Consider the following 20,773-nt stretch of genomic DNA (forward strand, 5'->3'; position numbering starts at 1 on the left):
GTTACTCCCTTTCTTCTTCCCACTTTTCTTCTACAACATCGGCAATCCGTTCCATTGCCCTTGTCACGGAAGGAAAGCTACTGCTATTATTTGCTTTTCCAATCTGATCAACAAGAAATTCCGGCATATCTGCAAGTGCTCCGGCAATCATAGCCTTTACCCTGATATCCTCCAGCATAAGAAGTTCTTTCACACCAAACTCTTCGCCAAATACATCCTGATATCTCCGTAAATCATCCAAAAGATATTCCGGTTTTAAATCTCTATCAATTTCCCTCCTTTTGTCTTCACCATATAAACACCAATCCATATTCTTTTCTCCTCCAACTTCAAAAAATTGGGGACTGCTCTGCACAGTCCCCATAAGCCATCGTTTTCTTTTCACTTTATAATGCTGTAGCAAGATCTCTCGCCTTACTCTTTGGGATTGTATCCGTCCCTTTTGCCTTGATTTCTGCCTTAGCTTTCTCCAATCTTCCATGGATTCCACCTTTTACTTCCGCTTTTTCGGCTACTTTTTCTTTCTCCAGACGTGCTTCCCTGCGCTCAGCATTTTCCAATACTGCGGTCTTTTTGTCACAGAACTGAACCTTATCAGAAAGCTGTTCCTGTCTTTCCACTTGTGTCTCATTGACTTCCTGTACCATCGCATTTAATTCTGGAACCTGTAAAATACCGTTATCCGGGAGAATCAGCACTTCATGAACGGAAGATGGGATGACAAAGTAATCACTTCCCAGGCATTCCCCAATCTGTTTTCGAATATCTTCCTGCAGTAACAGGGAAGCTCCATTCATCTTAGATTCATTGGTAAGGCAGAACATTGGATTCTCCACAGTTTCCATATCCAGTTTTTCATTCAAAAGATTCTTCGGTGTTCCTCCAAAAATCATAGATTCGATAATCTGTGTCATATCCACCAGTTGCACGCCTCTGTTCTTATCTGCCATCATCGCATCTGCCTGAATCTGTTCGACAGATACTCCCCATTCGTTCATCAGAGAAACAGTTACTGGAATACTGCTGATTCCCTCTCCATTTTCCTCCAGATTTACTGCATAATAAGCTGCAAAATCTCCGTGTTCTGTGACTACTTTGTCTGCCAAACGATCGGTATTCCATTCTTTGTCACAAATTCTCATCTGTAATTTGTCCTTCATCTTTTCATAATCAAGAATATCCGGAACTCCCATATCAAAAAATTCTGCTTTACCCTGTGCTTCAATACGCATATCAGCTACATCCCCAACACAAGAATCTACATCTTTCCCATTGATATATTCCTGGTAGAGGGAATCCAGATAGACCGTCGGTACGATTCTCTGATCTCCGTTTGGAATCGTAATACCTGTCAGCTTCAAACCGTTGTTTTTTTCTACTTCCTGAAGTTTAATTTCTGCGTCCCTGTAAGACTCTGGCAGATACTCCTTTACATTGTCTTTGACATATTCATAAAATTCTTTTCTGTTCATCATACGCTTTTACCCCTTTCTGATCATGTGATGGTTCATTCTTTTTCTGCTGACCATCTGCTCAGCTTTCTTCTGATAAGCCATCATTCTCTTTAAAGTTTTCTCCTGGTTTTTTCGTGCTTCCTGTCTTTTTTCCATTGCTTTCATCATAGTTTTCTGTTCCTTTCTGTGATTTTGTGTATGAAAAAGGGAGCCTCACATAGAAGCTCCCAATCATAACCGTTGGTTTCCTTATTTGTTTTTCCTTTTTCTGCTGATATAAAGTCCTGCCATACCTCCTGTGGAGATTATCAGAAGCAGGATCGGCAGCCAGATATTTGTGCTGTCACCTGTTTTTGGTGCGTTTGATACCTTCGTCTCTTCATGGGACTGTGGTGTATCCGGTGTGTTCGGTGTTTCTGGAACTTCCGGCTTCTCATTTGTCAGATTAAAGGTAACTTCTACAACCGGTGTACTGTCATCTGCATAAGCAAATGTCACTTCATGCTTGGTTTGATCCAGTGTGTATCCATCCAGTGTCTTTGTTTCCACCAGATAATACTTGATCGCTGTATCATATTTGCCGTTCTTAAATGTGGCAATCTCATACAGCTTACTTTCTGCATGACCGGCAGCATCTGTCTTTAAAGTTTCCAGAACTTTTCCTTTGCTGTCACGGAGTTCAAATTCTACCCCTTTCAGTGGTTCTCCTGACGATTTATCTGTCTTATTGAGAATCACTTTTCCCTTGGCAGTATCATCTTTCATAGCCACTTTCTGGATTTCTCCGGTATCTTTCACCTCAAATGTCACATCGGCTGTCAGAAGATATCCTTTCGGTGCCTGCTCTTCACGTAAGGTGTATTTACCGATTGGCAGTTTTTCAATATAGTGTGCTTCCTCTGTGGAAATCCAGCTCTCTACTACCTGATCATCCTTATCGAGAATTGTCAGTTTCGCACCCGGAATCTCAGTTTCTCCTGTGATATCCGTCTTACTGATCTGCACTTTTGTCACATCATCTTTCATCTCATGCTTCTGAACCTCTGCTGTATTCTCTACTGTGAAAGTAATACTTTCTGCAGTGACATATCCATCTGCCGGTTTTGTCTCTGTCATGGTGTATTCCTTACCAACAACCAGTTCTTTGATCACATGGGATTCTTCCGTAGAAGTCCATTCATCTACTGTATTGCCATCTGAATCCGTTACTTTCAGGTGTGCACCTGGAAGTTCTTTGCCTGTTGTCAGGTCTGTTTTGGTCAGCTCTACTGTGGTTGGCTGATTTTCAAAAGTAAAGTCGTAGCTTACTTCTGCCTGGTCTTCTCCAGCATATTCAAAGGTAAATTCCTGTACTTCATCTGTTGTAACAAATCCGTCCGGTGCAAAGATCTCTTTCACATAGTATTTTCCGTCTACCGGAAGATCTGCCGTAAAAGTGATCTGTCCTTTTTCATCCGTTACCCGCTGCTCAATCAGACTGTCTTTCTCAAGAAGTACCTCGCCCTTTGCATTTTTGATATTTTCACTGGTATAAAGACCGAAGACACCACCTGCAAGGACACGTTCTGTATCCTTTTCTTTCTTCAGAACCGTAATCTTTACTTTCTGACGGGCATTCTGCCATTTCTCATCATAAGTGATGACTGGTGTGTCCTGATCACGGTAAGAAAGATCAACATATCTCGGCTCTTTGTCCAGCACATAACCATGGGCTGTTTTTACTTCCTTCACATAGTATTTTCCAGCCGGGAGATCTCCCATCTGTGCAATACCATTGGAATCTGTAGTAATGGTTCCCACTTTTTCATCTGCTTTGAAATAATCTTCACTGACACCATCTGCCGCTTTGATATCTTCCGCAGCAAATACATCGAACGTCACATCTGTAAGGCTTCCGGTTACATACTCAAAAAGATGCTCCACGGTACCTTTTACATGATCCAAAAGTGTTACCTTATCCAAAAACTCTCCATTTTTGTTGATGATCAGAAGTCCTGTCGGTACTTCATCTTTCATCTCTACTTTCTGAATCTCGGCGGTATCTTCCAGAGTGAACTTCACATCCGTTGCTTTCAGATATCCATAAGGTGCCATTTCCTCACGAAGAGTGTATTCCTCTCCAACTGTCAGGCGTTTGATCACATGTGGCTGATCTTTTACAGACGTCCACTGATCCACAACATTTCCTTCTTTATCAAGAACGGTGAGTTTTGCCCCATCCAGCTCCACACCTGTTGTTACATCAGATTTCGTGATTTCTACTGTTGTCGGCTGGTTCTTTTTCACAGTTTTCAGTTTTACTGTCTTCACATCCTGTCCCTGGTAAGAAGCATCCAGATTCAGAACTTCATCAGAGGATACAAATCCCGCCGGTGCCTTTAACTCCTTCACATAATACTGTCCAAGTGGCAGATCCAGCGTACATGCCGCAAGACCATCATTATCAGAAGTCATTTCCTGTAAGAGTGTGTCTGCTTTCACGATTGCTTTTCCATCTGCCTTGATATCCGCTTTGTTATAGATACCAAAGACAGCTCCTGCTACGGTTGCACCATTTTCTGCATCCTGTTTTTCTACCTGGATTGCAACTTTCTGTCGGTCATCGCCAACAGTCACTTCCTGTTCGATCACAGGTGTATCCTGATTGGCATAGACAAATGCGACTTCTGATCTGTCATGGTTCAGTACGAATCCTTCCGGTGCAGTCTTTTCTACCACATAGTAAGAACCAAGCGGCAGATTCTCTGCAACTGCTTTTCCGTCTTCTCCAGTCGTTACCGTTGTTACCAGTGCATCTTTTGCATAGATCAGCTGTCTGTTTCCGTTTTCATCTTTCTGATAATCCGGTGTATAGATATTTTCAGCTGCATAGACATTAAATTCCGCACCCTTAAGGTATCTTTCTTCATAAACAAAATCCTTTTTGAATCCGGTCAGCATTTCACCTTTTTTATAGATCGTCAGCTTTCCTTTTACCGGATGGTTCTCGTAATCTACCGTAATAATGGCATCTCCGCTCTCAGAATCCATCTGGTATGCTGTGTTTGCATCCACCGCAATCTCTACATAGTTCTTGTTGATTGTGTACCCTTCCGGTGCGTTGACTTCCTCAATGCGGTAATGTCCGATCTTCAGATTCTTCGGCATGATCAGATATCCCTGGCTGTCCGTAAAATAGGACTTATGGGTTGTTGTCACTGGGTAAGTTGTTACCTGTTCCACATACTTCTTGTTGTCCAGGTCGTACACTTTAAATTCTGTTCCTGCAATCAGGACGGATTTCTTTGTTTCATCGTCTTTTTTCACGATTTTCAGTTTTGCCTTAAACTCTTCATCCAGAAGCACTCGCCAGATCTGTGGCTCATTTGGATGATGCTCTGTGATATTCACTTCAAAATCATCGACTGGCTTGTAGTTGTGCGGTGTTGTTGTCTCACGCACGATATAGCTTCCAAATGGTAATGGAATACTGCAGGCATACCCTTTTTCATCTGTGAAAATCTCAGTTGCTCCTTTTTCTCCACTCACTACTGGTTTTGCAGAATCAAAATCATAACTGCCATCTGCTTTCTTTGTAAGGGAAGATTTCAGATAAACTGTAAATCCAGCTCCGGATAACAGATCTGCATCTGTCTTTCCATTGTTGGCTGCTTTAATAATCTGGAATGGCTGCTTGATGACCTGCTCACTGGAAGTGCACTCTCTTTTCACTTCTGCTGTCATATCTCCTTCATAACTGCACGTAAGATCATGCTCTTCTGTATCTGCCAGGTATCCGGTCGGAGGTGTAATCTCTTTGATATAATATTTGCCAAGATACAAGCCATTTACAGAAGCCTGTCCTTTGTCATCTGTTGTAAGAGATGCTATCTGTTCTCCTGCTTTATAAATAGTTCCGGTTGCTCCGTCCGGATGCACAATATCTTCACGGGCATACAGACCATAAACTGCACCTTTCAGTGTGGCATCTCCCTGCGGTACTGCTTTTCCTGTTTCTTTATCAACTTTGAATAAATTGATCTTTGCTGTCACACGGTCATTACTGAAGGTATGGGCAAAAGATACGGTTGCTTCTTTATCATTGGTGTAAGAAAACTTGAACGTATACACATCTTCTGTATTTCTTACATAGCCTTCCGGTGCCTGATCTTCTTTTACAAAATAGGAATATCCAATCGGAAGATCCGCTGTGAATTTTGCATTCCCATCTGCTCCAGTAGTTGCTTTCTCAATCAGTGTTCCTTTTTTCACAACAACGGTTCCGTCTGCATTTCTAATATCATCGGATGCATACAGAGCAAAAATACCGCCATTCAGTGGTTTCTTGGTGTCTTTATCCTGTTTTACTACGGAAACATCTGCTTTCTGTCTCTCGTTGTTAAAAGTCACATCTGCAAATACAACTTCTTTATTCTGTCCGGCATAGGTCAGAGTCACTGGCTTTTCTTCGCTGCCGTTATAGAAATTGTCCGGTGCTTTTGCTTCTTTTACCACATAGGTTCCAAGATGCAGGTTTTTCAGTGTGACAGAACCATTCTCACCTGTTGTCAGATTTTCTTTTACCAAGTCACCTTTGCTGTACACTTTTGTGCCATAAGCAGTTACGATATCCGCTCCGGCATACACGTTATATACTGCATTTTTCTGTCTGCGGTTCTCATACTGGAATACGGTTCCACTCTCACTGACTTCTGCACCGATAAGAACCTGACCTTCTTTGTAAATGGTAAGCTCTGCCAGCTGCTCCTTGTTTTCCACGGTCACAGCCGAGGTCTTACTTGCTACCAGTTTCACATTTGTTGCCGTTGCATTTACTACATATCCCTGTGGCGCTGTGATCTCTTTCAGATAAACGGTATCCTGTGTCTTGATGATCGTAACAGAGGATTTTCCATTCTTATCTGTTGCCGGCATCTGAGTGATCAGCTTTGTACATGCCTCATCGCTGTATACACCGAATACTGCACCTGCAAGATTGACATCCGCTGTATCGTCTTTCTTTACGATTTCGATCGTAGCCTGTTCAATCCAAGACACTTTGAAATCAATATATTTTTCATCTGTCACACCTTCACCAAATACCAACGCAAGATCCTGCGTGTCAGATCCGGTGGTGATTTTATAAGCAGAGTAATCTTTTGTAATACTTCCCTTCATTGTAGAAGACCAGCTCTGTGCCACGTCACTCACCTGTGTCAGTGGTGCAGAAAGATAAAACTTTGTTCCTCCGCAAATTTCTACACTTGCACCAGCTTTACTTGTTGTGCCTGTGCTTAGATTATGAAGTTTCACACCAGACGGAAGCTTCATCGTAATTGTCTGTAGCTTATCTGCTTTGAATGTAATATCTTTGGTTCTCTGTGAATTGCCATCCACATAAGCTTTTACATCTCCATCAGAAAATGACATTGCTACATCCGGTATTTCTGGCTGTGAAACACAATAATTATACAATTTCATTGCTAAATTCTTGGCTGTACTATTCGCTCCGGAAAAAGCGTCGCCACTTCCATTAGCATAAGAAGCCGCCAGATGAACAAGAATGAATTTTGCTCCAGCACTAAGATTTCCATAACCATTCTCTTCTGTAAAGAATCCTTCATCTCCTGCTGCCTTGGTTCCGTAATAACATACCTTAGCTAATGTTTTTCCATCTCCGACTTTACTAATCGTGTAATTACCTGTTCCTGGTCCCGGTTTTGATGGCTGTACACAGTAAGCAGTCGCAGATACATTTCCAAACTGAACCGTATACTGATAGGTAAGATAAGAACCATAACCATAATCCGCATAACGATACAGAGTTCCTCTTGTAACAGATACTTTCTGTACACTTCTTGCACTTGTCTTTGCCATAAAAGTGACTGTTTCACCAGCTTCCATGGCGTATAAATCAATTCCTTCCTCTTCCGCCTGCTCCATTGCATCCGATACTGTAAGACCTGTTTCCGAATCCGTTGTATTTTCAGTATCTTCTTCCATATCCGGTAATAGTTCGCTTGCCTGAGAATCAAATTCTTCTATCTCGCTTTCCGTCACTTCCTCTGTTGGAAGCAATTCCGAGTCTGCTTCTGAATTCTCCGTTTCCTCTGTCTGCTGTTCACTGCCAGCTGTTTCTGATTCGGTTACTGCTTCACTCCCTGCAGTTTCTGTCTGCACTTCTGTTTCTTTCTCACGCACAATCAGCTTTCGGCTGATCTGGTACTTCGGATGCTCCTGATTTACCGGTTCCACATAATAGACCGCTTTGTAAGTGTCCGCATGATCTGTCGTAAAATCCTCATTCTTATCATTCTTTGCTTCCTCAAATGTGACTTTAACCTTGTTATCATCCTTGATTTCCAGTCCGGTATAATCTGATTTCACATTAAATACACTGCCTGTTTCGATTTCATAATCTTTGGCAGTCACCACCTCATCTTCATCCAGAAGGTCTTTCACTTCCTCATAAAGTGGAGGTTTCTCCTCTGGCTGGATCTCCGCTGCATATGCCGTCATCGGAGATAGCACTGTACTAAGCATTGTCATGCCTGCCAGCAAGCCAGATACTACTTTTCTAAAATTACCTTTTTTCTTCATGCTAAGGTCCTCTCTTTCATATATTTGTATTAAAACAGACAGTCCTTAGACTGCCTGCAATACACTACTTATCGTTGTGGAAAAATCAGATTGAACTGTACATTTCCCTCTCCGGGATCAACCATCTCCACAGTTGCTTCGTACTGTCTCCCTGTTTTTCTTGATACCAGATCCTTATAATGGATTTTTCCTTTAGACAGGAACTTCTTTGCTGCCGTCTTATCCATCTTTTTTCCCTGACTCGCAAGGAATTTATCATTCTTCCATAAGGTAAAAGTACAGTTCCGGTCAGAACAGTAAAAGTTTACTTTCCCTTCCTGGACATCTGCTCCACATCGGGGACATTTGCCAATGACTTCTCCTTTTGCCTTTCCCTGAAACTGATTTTTCTTTTCTTCTGAAATTCCCTGATACCTGGCAACCAGTTCCTGCATCAGTTCTGTAATCCCATTTAGGAATTCATCTGCTGTCTCTGTATTCTGGGCAATGTGATTCAATGCCATTTCCCACTCTGCGGTCATCTTCGGAGATTTAATCTCATCTGGCAGAACTGTAATCAATACATTACCATCATCTGTCGGCACCAGATTTTTCTTTTCCCTTTTCACAAAACCAGACTGAATCAGTTTTTCAATGATTGCTGCCCTTGTTGCCGGAGTACCAAGTCCTTTCTTTTCTGTATCTTCGGTCAGTTCTTCATTCCCTGCACGTTCCATCGCAGAAAGCAGGGTATCTTCTGTGTACTGTTTCGGTGGCTGTGTGAAATGCTCCGATACCAAAGAATCACAGGGACCGTAATGCTTGCCTGCCCAGATATCCAGCTCCGGCTCTTCTTTCTCAATCTTTACGCCAAAGAACTGTTTCAATTTATTTTCGATCGCCTTGAATCCTTCCTGCTTTGTTTTCTTTGCTGTGAGATAAAACGTATGATAATTGCAGGTGATCTGGCATTTATGGCTTTCATAAATATAAGGATCTGCAGTTGCTGTCAGAACCCTGGCACTGATCAGATACAAAATCTTGCGGTTTCGTTCTTTCAGTTCACCAATATCTGCTTTGGCTACTTCCATGGTTGGGATAATCGCATGGTGATCGGATACTTTCTTTGAATTTAATACCTTACTCACGTCTGGGTGATATTCCAGACCTTCAGCATAAGGCATTTTCCCAAGTAACATCTGAATCAGTGTTTCAGTGCTTTCTCCCATCTCATCTGTCAGATACTGGCTGTCTGTTCTCGGATAAGTGACCAGCTTCTGCTCATACATCTCCTGCACGGCATCCAATGTCTGCTGTGCGGTATAACCAAACATTCTGTTTGCTTCCCTCTGCAGAGTGGTCAAATCATAGAGCTTCGGAGGACGGACCGTTTTTTCTTTCACATCATCCTTTTCCACTTCGCACATACGCTCCATACAGTCCGCAGCCACTCTATCTGCATCTTCTTTTTTCTGAAAATGCTCTGTGACCGCATCCATCTCGTCAAACTTGATATGAGCCATATAATATTTTTCTTTGGTAAATTCCTTGATCTTCTGATTTCGATCCACGATCATGGCAAGTGTTGGTGTCTGTACTCTTCCAACTTTCAGATTCTGGTTATACAGAACGGAAAAAAGACGGCTCGCATTGATTCCCACCAGCCAGTCTGCCTTTGCCCTGCAAAGTGCTGACTGATAGAGACTGTCATAACACGAACCGTCTTTTAATGACGCAAATCCATCTTTAATTGCCTGTTCCTCCATGGAAGAGATCCAGAGCCGCTTCATCGGCTTTTTGCATCCTGCCTGCTCATACACCAGACGGAAGATTAGTTCTCCTTCCCGCCCGGCATCTGTAGCACAGATTACTTCATCTACTTTGGAATCTCGCATCAGTTTTTTCAAGATTCCAAACTGCTTTTTCGTGCCTTCCAATACCCTGTGTTTCCAACATTCCGGCACAATCGGCAGATCTTCATATCTCCATTTTTTATATTTTTCATCGTATTCTGATGCATCACATAATCCAACCAGATGTCCTACGCACCAGGAAACGAGATAACCGTTTCCTTCCACGTAGCCATCTTTTCTTGTTCTGGCTCCAATCACGGAAGCCAGTGCCATCGCAACCGATGGCTTTTCTGCAATCACTAACTTCATTTACTCCTGCTCCTCTTCTTCATCTTCCAGCACAGCATCATCAAAATCCTCGTCTCTCAGGATTTCTGGTTCTATACTTTCTTCCTGCTCATCTGCATCGTCTACTTCCCGCTTTTCAGATTCTGAATCTTCGGATTCATCTTCATCCTCTTCCATCTCATCCTCGTCATCATATTCATGCTTTGGTTTATAGACTTTGAAGTAATATCCTCCTGCCGCAGCTCCTACTGCAACCAGTGCAATCAGAAGATACGTTCCAAATGGACTTTTATCTTCTGGCATCTGGATTTCATCCTCTACCTTATCTTTCTCAGCTGTCTCAGTTGTTTCCGGCTTTTCTTCTTCAGCCTGTTTCTCTGGTTCTGCATAAACAGTATCTACTTCCGGAAGTGTCACGGAATCAGAAAGTGTGAAGTTCATCAGATCTTTCTCGCTGACTTCTGTAAGGAAATACACATTATCCTGAGATTTTGAATTGTCGATGATCAGATAAAAAATCTTACCACTCTTAGTTGAAATGGTATAAAACTCTTTTGTGCCTTCCGTAGCTGTTTTAGTAACAGAATCTGCTGTCTCGCCTTCTTTATTAAGCTGTTCCTCAATACCTGTCACTGTCCGATCATCCACAGTTCCTTTTGCATCTGTTGGCTCAGAAGCTTGTGCATCCTGCGGAAGCGGAGAAGTCGTTGTTTTTTCAGTTCCCGTTGCATCTGCACTGGTCGTAGTTGCCATTGCACCATTGCTGTCACTGGAGGTTTTCTGTTTCTCTGCCTGCTTCTTTGCCCATTCATAATAAGGATTCTGCAACACATACTTTTCAGAAGTATTTCCGGCACCGTCTGTTACCGTAATCTCAATCTGTTTTGTAGTAAAATCTTTCTGTGTCAGTTGCACTCTCAGCATTCCATCCTTCAGATCTGTATAAGTGGTGCCATTAACTGTTACTGCAGTAATCCCGGATACTGTATCATTCCCCTGAATCGTCAGCACACCATCTGTCAGGGAAGCAGAGAGTGTCGGCTTTTCCGTGTCATAACACTTAATAGAACGATTCTGCTCATACACCTTTCCATCACCATCTGTCACACGCACATACACTGTCTGATTTCCTGTGATCGTGATACTTCCGCTTCCAGTTACATCCTGCCAGCTTCCATCTTTTCCTGCTTTTGCTTCAATCTTTGCTATTGAGAAACCTTCCGGCATATGGCTGGCATCTACCGTAACAGCAATGGTTGTTTCTCCCTGTTTCCAGCCATCCGGTTTCTCAATCGTGATTGCAGGCGTGGTATTCTCAGCTGCATAAGCAGTCTGTGTCTGGAGCAAAGGTGTTGTCAGGCAAAGAAATGTCGTTGCTGCAAGCAGACTCTTTTTTACCCTGTTTTTAGTATTTGTTCTCTTCTTCTGTTTCATTTTTTCCAGATTCATCATCGGCTTTTATTTCCTCCTTCTGTATTTCTACCCTGCCGGGCAACTCATTTTTCATTTTCTTTTTAAAAGCTTCCAATTCCGGAATACTCATATCCATTGCACGGATAATTCTTACAATTTCCAGATTTTCTGCTTCTGTTTTTGCAATCTCCGCAGCCTTGAACCGCTTTAAATCTGCTTCATATCTGGCTTTAGATGCTTCCATTTTTTCCTTGGCTTTCTCATAATCTGCCGTTGCTTTTTCAAGACTTTTCATCTCTTCTCCTTTCCGGGCGGCTGTTATAACGCCCTTTTCCTTACCATCGCCCGAATCCATAGAAATGGCTCTGCCAGTATGGAGAGTTGATGGACGTGTACTGAACCGGATGCCCACAATGGATCATCTGACCATTGCCCACATAGATTCCAATATGCGTTACTGGTTCTCCTGCATCGTAGGTTCCGGTAAAGAAGATCAGATCTCCTGGCTGTGCTTCTGACTGGGATACTGGCGTACAAATGTTGTACAGTCCCTGTGCAGTCAGCCTTCCCGTATTTCTTACCCCGGAATGAACCAGACAGTAGCTGACAAATCCGGAACAATCGAATCCACTTGGGGAATATCCGCCCCACACATACGGTGTTCCAAGATATTTTGCAGCCTCTTCCAGTAAACGTTGCGCTGCTTCACTGGTATATTCATTACCACCAAAGCCTGTCCCTTCTCCTGTTTCCAGATAAAAGATCGGGTTTAACCGCTCTCCATTTTTCAAAAGTTCAATGTGAAGATGGCTTCCTGTAGAATTTCCGGTATTTCCTACAAGACCGATCTCATCACCTTTCGTGACGGATGCACCTGCAGATACACTCCGGCTGCTTAAATGTGCATACCGCAGTTCATAGCCTTTACTGTCCTTGATTACAACATAATTGCCATAGCTGTCGTTATAAGCAGAAGTTGTAACCGTTCCGGTCAGCCCTGCCATTACTTTTGTCCCTTCCGGTGCTCCGATATCCATACCATTGTGTAACTGATTTGCTCCTGATATTGGATGAATCCGATATCCATAATAGCTGGTCACACTGGAATACCAGTTAAAATCAACCGGTGTTGCAAACATCTGCAGGTTGCCTTTGGTATCGTTGTAGGCACTGAACAGTTCTTTCTGGAAAAATCCCAACCTGTCCTGACAGATTGACATCAGGTTTCCACTGGTCAATGTTACATTCAGCGTGTCCACATCTCTGATTCTGGTCACTTCGACTTCATTGCTTCCGTTATCATCTGCAAGATAACATTCCCAGGTCTGATGTCCATGTGCAGATGCTGCCGCATGACTGTCATAATAGACATCAAATTGTACACCGTATCTTGCGAAAGCTCCGGTATCTTCTACGGTATATTCGACACCATTCATAACTACCTTTGTTCCCATTGGAACAAACGGATTGGAAGCATCTACCGCTAAGGTATGATTGGCAGTTGGATATGCTCCACTGGCAGTCGGTCCTCCGCTCCAAATACCACAACAGATTGGACAGTTACAATATCCACTGGTCACAACCTGTCCCAAAGATTCTCCAACTCTTACTGTTGCTGTCTCCGTTACAGTCTCATTGACTGCTTCAGTAGTTAAATGATATTGCTCTGCAAACAAGGCGTCCAGCTCCGGCTTGACCTGTTCAAAAGTAAATTCTTCATACTTTGCAGACAGATAACTAATCAGGATAAACGGATCATGCTCAATAGGTCCGATGTTATATCGGTATTCCTCATGTCCTGGTTCTTCAGATTCCATATTGTTGATCCGCTCCTGCAGATTAGCTTCCAGCTGTGTGTAATACAGTTCCGCTTCCCGGATTGCCTGATCCGATGACAGATAACTGGTTCCGGTGTAAGTGATCACATTTTGTAAAAACACTGCAGAGCATGACGTGACATTCGTTATGATCAGAAACATCAATCCGATCAGAACTGCTACACTGATATACACCTTCCGGTTTTCTTTAAAAAAGTTGGTGACTTTGCCGCCAATCTTCTTGATATAATCAATCGTACCTTTTGTAGCTGTTCCTACTGTCTGTTCACTTCGCTTCGCTTTGGCATAATCCCGTTTGATCTGTTGCTTCTGAATCTGTTTTTTCAGTTTCTTCTGTTCCTGACGGGCTGCCGCCTGTGTCTGTTTCTCTTCCTGTCTTTCAAGTCTGCTTCTTTTTCTGAATGCCCTCTGTTTCCTGCGTCTGGCACTTCTCTGTTCCAGCCGGTAAACACCTTCGCCGCTTTCTTCTAACTTATGGGCACCTTCTACCGCCGCATTATCGTCTTCATTTTTGCTGATCTCACGGTGCAATGCTGCGGAAGCTGCACTTCCTGCTTTCTTGACAACAGAAGTTTTTTCTGTTTTCACAGATTCCCCTTCGCCAAACTTCAAGCGGGATTTCTTCTTTCCAGGAGCTTCTCCATCATTTGCCTGATAGACCTGTGCCTTCTTGGAATGCTGCTTTGCTTCCTTCTTCTTTTTTGCTTCCTCATAAGAAAACTTTTTGGCTTTTTCCTTCTGTTTCTGATGTCGGAAATTGACTCCATCCGTATCCATCTGGTTCAATTTCTCCATATCTTTATCATTTTTCACAGAAGCACCAGTTTCCTCATAAGCAAACTTCAAACGCTGTTTTTGTTTTGGCTTTTTGCTACCACCGGTCTGATTTCTCCGGCTGTCTCCTCTGTTTTCTGATAGATCCGCACGTTTTTCTTTCAGTCTCCCTGACTGTCCGGCTTCGGATTTTTCTGCAAGTCTGGATTCTTTTCCGACTTCAGCACGGATTCTTTTTCTATTTTGCTGTTTTCTACTCTGTCCAAGATCCTCACTTTGCTTCTCTGCCCGTATCAGTTCCGGTGCATCTCTGGATTTTTGCACAGAGGGACGAATATTTTTCCCACTCCGTTCAGACTGGCGGGAAGACTTATCCACAAGGCTTACTTCTTTTTCCCCCTGTTTTCCTCCCATCTGCACATCACTGGCACGGTTACTGACACGAACAGAAGATTTATCCGTCAGGTTTTCTTCCACCAGACCATCCTTGGTCATTTTCTGGACTTTCTTATCCCTGACTTTCATTCTCTGTTCTGCCACTGATTACTCCTCCTTCTTCGGATACCCTTTCCCTGCCTGTAATAAACAGAGAATAGCGATGCCAAATACAGCACCGCCACAAAATGTCAATCCATATGAAATTACCTGTAACATTGTTTTACTCCTCCTGTATTACCCTGCTTCGGCTGTTTCCTCCGGGCGGGTTGTCATAATCTTATAAAGGGAATTCTTCGGGAATCTGTCTACAAACGGAATAATCACATTTCCATAGAACAGAAGTCCTTCACCCTCATTACTGTTGGTTACATAAGACAGCTGGGTTGGTGAAATATTCAACTGTTTAGCCAGAATCTGCCTGTCACCGGATGCCTGGTTGAGCATATAGATAAAATCAGAGTTTTCAAAAATATTCTCGATTTCCCTGGAAGCTAAAAGATCCTTAATGTTCTGGGTAATTCCTGTCGGAATACCGCCCCATTTACGGAATCGCTTCCAGATTTCCACGCTGTAGGCTGCTGTCTGTTCTTCTTTTAAGAGAAGATGGAATTCATCCACATAGTAACGGGTGGATTTATGAGCGGAACGGTTGATCGTCACTCGGTTCCATACCTGGTCCTGCACAATCAGCATCCCGATCTTCTTCAGCTGTTTTCCAAGCTCCTTGATATCAAAACATACGATACGGTTGTTGATGTCCACATTTGTGCGATGATTAAATACATTTAGGGAACCTGTAACGTAAATCTCCAATGAAGTTGCCAGACGCTGTGCTTCCGGCTCTTCCTGTTTCCGCAACAGATTATATAAATCCTCCAGTATCGGCATCTTCTCTGGCACCGGATCAGCGAGATATTCCTGATAGACCAGCCGCACACAACGGTCAATGATCGTCTTTTCTACCGGTTCCAGTCCATTCTTTCCACCGACAATCAGTTCACACAGGGACAGAATAAAATCTGCCTTTAAGGACAGCGGATTATCTTCCTCTGAATAATTCAGGTTCAGATCCATCGGATTGATATACTGGTCTGATACCGGTGAAATCCGGATGACCTGTCCGTGCAGTGCCTGCACCAGTGGATAATACTCGGCTTCTGGATCACAAATAATAATATCGTCCTCCGTAATCAGGAAACAGTTCGTAATTTCTCTTTTTGCTGAGAAGGATTTACCGGAACCAGGTGTACCAAGAATCAGTCCATTCGGGTTCTTCAGACGCTTCCGGTCAACCATAATCATGTTGTTGGATAATGCATTCAATCCATAATAAAGAGCTTCCCCTTCCTGGAACAGTTCCTGTGTCGTAAATGGCACAAAGATCGCTGTTGCCGATGTGGTAAGCCCTCTCTGAATCTCAATTCGATTGACTCCCAGTGGAATACAGGACATCAATGCTGCTTCCTGCTGATAGTCCAGCTGTTTTAAGGAACAGTTGTATTTTTGTGCGATACCCTGTACCTGGAAGATATTGTTATCCAGCTTCTGACGCTTCTTTGCGGTATTCATCACCAACACTGTCACAAGAAACATACGCTCATTTCTGGACTGTAAATCTTCCAGCAGATTCTTTGCTTCTTCCCCGTAGGTCACAAGATCCGATGGAAGCACATCCATGTCATACCCGGAACGTACCGCCCGCTTCTGCTCTTCAATCTTCATCTTATCCAAATCTGAAATCTTGCTCTTGATCATCTTGATCGCAGAACTCTGGTCAATGGACTGGATATGAATATTGACATTGATGCTGTCATCCACATCCAGGAAATCTGCAAGCATCCGGTCTGTAAGCTCCGGTGCCAGGATCTGCAGATAACTCACGCTTCCCATGGTCTTTCCCATCAGAAATGTCTGATTCTTGGAAAAGTTAAAGGAAGTTGGTGCAATAAAGTCTTTGGTCTTTAATCCTGTTTCCGGCAGCATCTTGTACTGGAACTTAAATGGTTCAATCCGATCCTGGTTGAACACATGATACAGAATCTCCAGTCGCTCCAGACCATTTAAGGAATGTGCCTGTGCTCCCAGAACTTTAAAGTTGTTCAGGATATCGGCTTCAATCCTTTCAAGCCTTGGTCTTGCCACCTTCAGGCTTTCTGCTTCGATTCCAAAAGTGATATACTTGGTTTTCACCAGACCATTGTTTCCCTTGGAAAGCTGATTTTTTAACATGGTCCGGTACTCCTCACGAATGGCATTGAAGTCATCGTTCTGATCCGGAATATCAATACTTTTCTCAAATTCAGCCACATCCACCTGCTGATTGATAAAGGACAGCTGCACACTGATGGAAGAATCAAAGTAATTTAAAAAATCACAGTAATTCTCAAATATCGTGGTCTTATCCTCATTTAAAGCCAGCTGATAATTGATGTCATAAAACTGAATTGTCTTAGAGAAAAAGGTCTTTGTCACCTGGCAGATACCATCCTGCAGCATCCGAATATACGGAATACTCTGCTGTGCAGTTGTAGGAATGTTTTTCTGTTTCCTACGATCCCGTTCCTGCTTCTTCCTACGCTTTTCCTGTTCTCTTTCTTTTCTGCTTTTTTTGTTTCTTCTTTCCTGACGGTTTCTTTTTTCCGCCAGGGACAGACGCTCCTGCTGAGCCTCCTGCTTTGTCTTTTTTGCCATCCGGCACACCCTCCTTTTTTACAAGGGTGGAAATCTCCTGATAAAAATTTTCTGTCTTATATGGTCTTACCGCTGGACATATAAACTTCTGTCGAATGATATTTGCCACCACTTTTTCAAAGGGAAGCCCGTCTTTTTCATACATCGCCATGAAGAAAAACGGAAGCATGATCGTTACCATCAGAATGGCAGCGATACTGGAACCGATTGGTTTTCTCATGAACAGATAAAACGGAATTCCCACAACTGCGGCAAGTGAAAAGAAAATCAACTGCCGCTTTGTCAGATTTAACGCTACTTTTGTTTTGACCTTGGTAAGGTCTTTTGGTACTGGTACATACGCCATGGTATGCGCTCCTTTCCTGCCCGTTAGTGGGCATTGAATATTGATTTGCTAAGGCTTCCGGTCTTGAATAATGAAAATGCAAGAATCACGGTATACGCCGCTACTGAAAACATTGCTGCATGAAGGTCACTGGATATGGTCATTGCATTTACTAAAACTGCATAAATTCCCACACAGACCATCATGAAGAATCCCTGAAATGCCAGTGCGAACAAGCCTTTTAAATAGTTGTTTCCGATATTGCCCCATTCCTTATTGGTCATGGTGGCAAACGGAATTGGTGCTATGGAAGTATAAAGGTAAATTTCTATCATTCTTCCGTACAAAATAACGGTTATGATGATCGACAGAATCCGCATGGTAATACTGATCAACAGCGTTTCCATGGATAGCAGGAACAAATCCCCCAGTTCCATATCTTCCAGTGCATCCACAATCCTTGCGACTGCTTCTGATGCATCCACCGCTGTGTTCCCGGAGATCACCCCGGCGGCATTGTTGACCACATGCTGGCCAACATCAAAGACCGCCATCGTGATATTGAACGTATTTGTCACCAAATAAATGGCTACATACGCCTTGAAAATCCAGAGGAAAATGTTGTAAGTCTCAAATTCATGGAAATTGTTTTTCTGCGTTACCATCGTAATCAGCTCATAGCACAAGACAAAGGTGATGATCAGTCCCGCAATGGGGACAATTACTGTCTGGGAAATGTTCTGGATCAGATTAAAGATCCCTGCATTCCATCCCTGCGGTGTCTGTCCCACCTGCCCGGCTATGGTTCCCACCTGCTCATTGACAGACGTGAACATGTTATCCAAACATGACTTGATAAGCCCGATCAGGATATCCTTTATCGCTTCCGTAATTCTCTCAATGATGGTGTTCATCTACCACTCCTCTTAAGAGAACAATGTTGCCAGCTGTGGAATCAGGGTAGTTCCCAGCAGCATGATTCCGGCACCAGCCATCAGCTGTTTGATGCCCTGGCTCTTAGCGCCGGGATTGTCATTCCCATATCCTTCCAGAAGGTTTACGACACCCCACACGCCAAGACCTGCACCGATTGCGACTACAAGAGTTTTTAAAGTTGTAATTGCACTGCTAAAAAATGCCATATACATTCACCAAAACTGACTTTTTTCAGGTGTTTACGGGAATGAAAAAACACCGACTAAAAAGCCGGCGCACCTAATGTCAGTTATTCCTTTCCTTATTATTTTTCGTTCATTCCCAAGGTTACTCCGACAGATCTACTTGAATTACTTCCACCTCTTCTTCAGATTTCGGTGTGTACTGCGGATTTAACTCTTTCTCAACCTTGTATCGGTTCTTCTCGTTTTCATCTGCAAGAAGCCGATAGTTTTTGTGTTTCGTAATATCATATTTGTCTGAGAAAAATGGTCTGGCACCACGGATCTGCAGGATACATTTTCCTCCATCCATGACTGCAATCTCGTCCTCTGTCATCAACTGTTTCCCCAGTTTCTGATAATTCAGTCCAAAAGATTTCTGATTGCTTCTTGTCTCCGAAGTGTTATACAGGTCAATGGTTTCCTTACCCAGAAGCTCACTCATTTCCTTTAATGTGGTCTTCTCTTTCCCACCAAGGAATAAAGTCGTATCACAGTTGCCCAGAATGGTATCTGCACTATCCTTATACATTGCCTTTAACTGGCTCTGTGACTGCAAAATAATAGAAGCAGAGATTTCCCTGCTTCGGATGGTTGCGATCAGCTTGTCAAACTGAGGAATTTGTCCGATGTTGGCAAACTCATCAGCGATGACACGCACATGCACCGGAAGTCTGCCGCCATATTCATCATCTGCCTTGTCGCAAAGCAGATTGAAAAGCTGTGACTGCAGCATCGCAATCACAAAGTTGAATGTGGTATCCGTATCGGACATAATCAGAAACAAGGCTGTTTTCCTGTCTCCGATCTTATCCAGTTCCATTTCATCGTAAGACATGATCTCACGAAGCTCTGCGATATCAAATGGGGCAAGTCTGGCACCACAGGAAATCAAAATCGACTTCGCCGTTTTGCCAGCCGCCATTTTGTATTTTTTATACTGTCTGACCGCAAAGTGCTGCGGATCTCTTTCTTCCAGTTCCTGGAACATCATATCTACCGGGTTCTGGTAAGTTTCATCCTCTTCACGGGTTTCACTTTCATTCAGAAGATCCAGAAGAGTATTCAGATTCTTCTCCTCTTCATCACCCTCATACCAGATGAAGGCAATCAGTGCTGTGTACAGCAGTTTCTCCGCTTTCACCCAGAAATCCTCGGAAGATTTTTCTCCCTCCCCTTTGGTGTTTGCAATAATTGTCGTCACCAGTTTCAGGATATCTTTTTCAGACCGTATATAAGCAAATGGATTGTAATGAAGAGACTTAGAAAAGTTGATCGTATTCAAAACCTTAATCACATAAGGCTCATATACCACTTTCCCGGATTTATCTTTGATGACATTTCCATCTTTATCCCTCTTCGGCGGTCCCTTTGCTAACATCTTCCCGCACTCCTCGATCAGAGTGCCTTTGGGATCTGTAATGACCATGGAACAGTTCATCTGCATGACCGATGGTTTTACGAAAAAACGTGTCTTACCGGAACCACTGCCGCCGATAACTACAATATTTTTATTTCTTGCATATTTCGGTTGCTTCGGTCTGCTCTCCATCGTCAGTGCTTCTGTTGCTGTCAATGGAATGTTCATCCACGGATTTTCCGACATATAAGGTTTGATATCCTCAGCGTTTCCCCATCTGGCTGAACCATACTCGATTCCTTTTCGGAGTTTCTTTGCATCTGACTGTTTCTGCCAAACCAGCACTTTCAAAACGACTGCAACCGTAATCCCTGCCAGCAGATCTTTCCAGTTATTGCTTAACACAAAACCAGCAAAAATCCGATCTGCGTGTTCCATAGCATATAAGAGTTTGTTCCCCATATCTTCTCCCGGACTATTCCGGTAAAGAAAAAATGCCCGGTCTGCATAGAACGCAGCCAGAGCATATGGGAGATTGGTAAGAACCAGTTTCTTTTTATCCAGGGCGGACAGCCTGACCCCGATCTTATTCTTCCACTTCTGCATCAGAGGTTTGCCGATCTG

At 43.1% G+C, this 20,773-nt stretch carries 14 protein-coding genes; all 14 read right to left on the reverse strand.

Going from position 1 to position 20,773, the window contains the following annotated elements:
- Position 1: 1 nt before the first annotated feature.
- The 14 genes from G4407_RS02380 to G4407_RS02445 all read right to left on the reverse strand — a co-directional run bounded on the left by G4407_RS02380 (position 2) and on the right by G4407_RS02445 (position 20,755).
- Positions 2–310, reverse strand: a complete 309-nt coding sequence (locus tag G4407_RS02380) for a hypothetical protein (protein WP_023922639.1) — start codon at positions 308–310, stop codon at positions 2–4.
- 76 nt (positions 311–386) lie between these two features.
- On the reverse strand, positions 387–1,475 hold the full coding sequence (locus tag G4407_RS02385; RefSeq protein WP_118342922.1) for a DUF5688 family protein: 1,089 nt from the start codon (positions 1,473–1,475) through the stop codon (positions 387–389).
- Between the two features lie 6 nt (positions 1,476–1,481).
- Positions 1,482–1,622: a hypothetical protein gene (locus tag G4407_RS02390; protein ID WP_005344203.1), complete on the reverse strand. Its 141-nt coding sequence runs from the start codon at positions 1,620–1,622 to the stop codon at positions 1,482–1,484.
- 81 nt (positions 1,623–1,703) lie between these two features.
- The gene (locus G4407_RS02395; protein WP_118569184.1) at positions 1,704–8,033 is read right to left on the reverse strand and encodes a SpaA isopeptide-forming pilin-related protein; all 6,330 of its coding nucleotides are present in this window, start codon (positions 8,031–8,033) and stop codon (positions 1,704–1,706) included.
- A gap of 68 nt (positions 8,034–8,101) precedes the next feature.
- Positions 8,102–10,174 carry a DNA topoisomerase 3 gene (locus G4407_RS02400; protein WP_012744292.1) on the reverse strand — a complete coding sequence of 691 codons (2,073 nt, stop codon included), beginning with the start codon at positions 10,172–10,174 and terminating at the stop codon, positions 8,102–8,104.
- Positions 10,175–11,605, reverse strand: a complete 1,431-nt coding sequence (locus tag G4407_RS02405) for a CD1107 family mobile element protein (RefSeq protein ID WP_330521761.1) — start codon at positions 11,603–11,605, stop codon at positions 10,175–10,177.
- On the reverse strand, positions 11,559–11,921 hold the full coding sequence (locus G4407_RS02410; RefSeq protein WP_243143786.1) for a DUF4315 family protein: 363 nt from the start codon (positions 11,919–11,921) through the stop codon (positions 11,559–11,561). The genes G4407_RS02405 and G4407_RS02410 overlap by 47 nt, the downstream gene beginning before the upstream one ends.
- Complete coding sequence (locus G4407_RS02415) at positions 11,902–14,703, reverse strand: CD1108 family mobile element protein (RefSeq protein WP_044905510.1); 2,802 nt, start codon at positions 14,701–14,703, stop codon at positions 11,902–11,904. Before G4407_RS02415 ends, G4407_RS02410 begins: the two co-directional genes overlap by 20 nt.
- An 18-nt stretch (positions 14,704–14,721) precedes the next feature.
- Positions 14,722–14,832, reverse strand: coding sequence for a DUF3789 domain-containing protein (locus G4407_RS02420; protein ID WP_118342920.1), 111 nt, complete (start codon positions 14,830–14,832; stop codon positions 14,722–14,724).
- A gap of 18 nt (positions 14,833–14,850) precedes the next feature.
- Positions 14,851–17,307 (reverse strand): VirB4-like conjugal transfer ATPase, CD1110 family, encoded by a 2,457-nt coding sequence (locus G4407_RS02425; RefSeq protein WP_027090295.1) that lies wholly within the window; start codon positions 17,305–17,307, stop codon positions 14,851–14,853.
- Positions 17,189–17,653 (reverse strand): PrgI family protein, encoded by a 465-nt coding sequence (locus G4407_RS02430; protein WP_012744297.1) that lies wholly within the window; start codon positions 17,651–17,653, stop codon positions 17,189–17,191. Before G4407_RS02430 ends, G4407_RS02425 begins: the two co-directional genes overlap by 119 nt.
- 23 nt (positions 17,654–17,676) lie before the next feature.
- Positions 17,677–18,546: a VirB6/TrbL-like conjugal transfer protein, CD1112 family gene (locus G4407_RS02435; protein ID WP_012744298.1), complete on the reverse strand. Its 870-nt coding sequence runs from the start codon at positions 18,544–18,546 to the stop codon at positions 17,677–17,679.
- A 12-nt stretch (positions 18,547–18,558) separates the two neighbouring features.
- The gene (locus tag G4407_RS02440) at positions 18,559–18,774 is read right to left on the reverse strand and encodes a Maff2 family mobile element protein (RefSeq protein ID WP_017144663.1); all 216 of its coding nucleotides are present in this window, start codon (positions 18,772–18,774) and stop codon (positions 18,559–18,561) included.
- Positions 18,775–18,895: 121 nt separating this feature from the next.
- A complete protein-coding gene (locus G4407_RS02445) occupies positions 18,896–20,755 on the reverse strand; it encodes a VirD4-like conjugal transfer protein, CD1115 family (RefSeq protein ID WP_330362118.1) in 1,860 nt (619 codons plus the stop codon).
- Positions 20,756–20,773 lie beyond the last annotated feature (18 nt).

Origin of the sequence: Allocoprococcus comes, from assembly GCF_013300725.1 — a bacterium.
In the GTDB taxonomy this organism is placed as follows: domain Bacteria; phylum Bacillota; class Clostridia; order Lachnospirales; family Lachnospiraceae; genus Allocoprococcus; species Allocoprococcus comes_A.

Coding starts and splice junctions, on each gene's coding strand:
- G4407_RS02405 (WP_330521761.1), bottom strand. CDS start 11,605: ATGATGAATCTGGAAAAAATGAAACAGAAGAAGAGAACAAATACTAAA.
- G4407_RS02415 (WP_044905510.1), bottom strand. CDS start 14,703: ATGAAAGTCAGGGATAAGAAAGTCCAGAAAATGACCAAGGATGGTCTG.
- G4407_RS02445 (WP_330362118.1), bottom strand. CDS start 20,755: ATGCAGAAGTGGAAGAATAAGATCGGGGTCAGGCTGTCCGCCCTGGAT.
- G4407_RS02395 (WP_118569184.1), bottom strand. CDS start 8,033: ATGAAGAAAAAAGGTAATTTTAGAAAAGTAGTATCTGGCTTGCTGGCA.
- G4407_RS02420 (WP_118342920.1), bottom strand. CDS start 14,832: ATGTTACAGGTAATTTCATATGGATTGACATTTTGTGGCGGTGCTGTA.
- G4407_RS02425 (WP_027090295.1), bottom strand. CDS start 17,307: ATGGCAAAAAAGACAAAGCAGGAGGCTCAGCAGGAGCGTCTGTCCCTG.
- G4407_RS02385 (WP_118342922.1), bottom strand. CDS start 1,475: ATGATGAACAGAAAAGAATTTTATGAATATGTCAAAGACAATGTAAAG.
- G4407_RS02440 (WP_017144663.1), bottom strand. CDS start 18,774: ATGGCATTTTTTAGCAGTGCAATTACAACTTTAAAAACTCTTGTAGTC.
- G4407_RS02435 (WP_012744298.1), bottom strand. CDS start 18,546: ATGAACACCATCATTGAGAGAATTACGGAAGCGATAAAGGATATCCTG.
- G4407_RS02430 (WP_012744297.1), bottom strand. CDS start 17,653: ATGGCGTATGTACCAGTACCAAAAGACCTTACCAAGGTCAAAACAAAA.
- G4407_RS02410 (WP_243143786.1), bottom strand. CDS start 11,921: ATGGATTCGGGCGATGGTAAGGAAAAGGGCGTTATAACAGCCGCCCGG.
- G4407_RS02390 (WP_005344203.1), bottom strand. CDS start 1,622: ATGATGAAAGCAATGGAAAAAAGACAGGAAGCACGAAAAAACCAGGAG.
- G4407_RS02380 (WP_023922639.1), bottom strand. CDS start 310: ATGGATTGGTGTTTATATGGTGAAGACAAAAGGAGGGAAATTGATAGA.
- G4407_RS02400 (WP_012744292.1), bottom strand. CDS start 10,174: ATGAAGTTAGTGATTGCAGAAAAGCCATCGGTTGCGATGGCACTGGCT.